Source organism: Paenibacillus baimaensis (genome assembly GCF_025567575.1).
Genome location: NZ_JAOQIO010000114.1, coordinates 1 through 567, shown reverse-complemented (window position 1 = coordinate 567; position 567 = coordinate 1). Strand labels below are relative to the sequence as shown.

Below are 567 nucleotides of genomic sequence, written 5' to 3'. Positions count from 1 at the left end.
GTGGTATCAACCTTCCGAGGAATGGCATGCGCCAAGAGCGGAGAACGATTTGCGGGTCGGTGGCGAATTCCTGACAAGGATGGAAGCGAAGGATGGCAGCATGGGTTTTGATTATAGCGGAATTTACGACGAAGTGAAGCTGCATGAGACGATTGCCTACACATTGGGAGACGGACGGAAAGTGGATATTGCGTTCATCGATCAAGGCGAGGCCACGAAGGTCGTTGAAATCTTCGACGCCGAGAGCACTAACCCCGTTGAATTCCAACAGGCGGGTTGGCAAGCGATTCTGGATAGTTTCAAACGATATACGGAAGCATCATAAGAATAACGAAACGCGCTCTGCCTCCAAAGGACGGCAGAGCGCGTTTTGCCTTGGATGAAAGAGCAATCGATCTTCGTTTGTTCTGTTCCCTATCCATTGTTGTTATTGTGCTCTATCGATAGACGATAGCATCACGACATGACGGCAACCGGTCGCGCGATCGGTTGCTGTCGTTCGTTTAAGTAACGGGGAGTTTAGTTCAAAGTAGGTATAATCCACATTTAATATGCAAGGAAAAATCT

1 protein-coding gene is annotated in these 567 nt (G+C 48.5%); it reads left to right on the top strand.

The features are described 5' to 3' along the window. A partial coding sequence (locus tag OB236_RS34075) for an SRPBCC domain-containing protein (RefSeq protein ID WP_262688032.1) occupies positions 1 to 325 on the top strand: 325 nt, incomplete at its 5' end. Between the last annotated feature and the right edge of the window lie 242 nt (positions 326 to 567).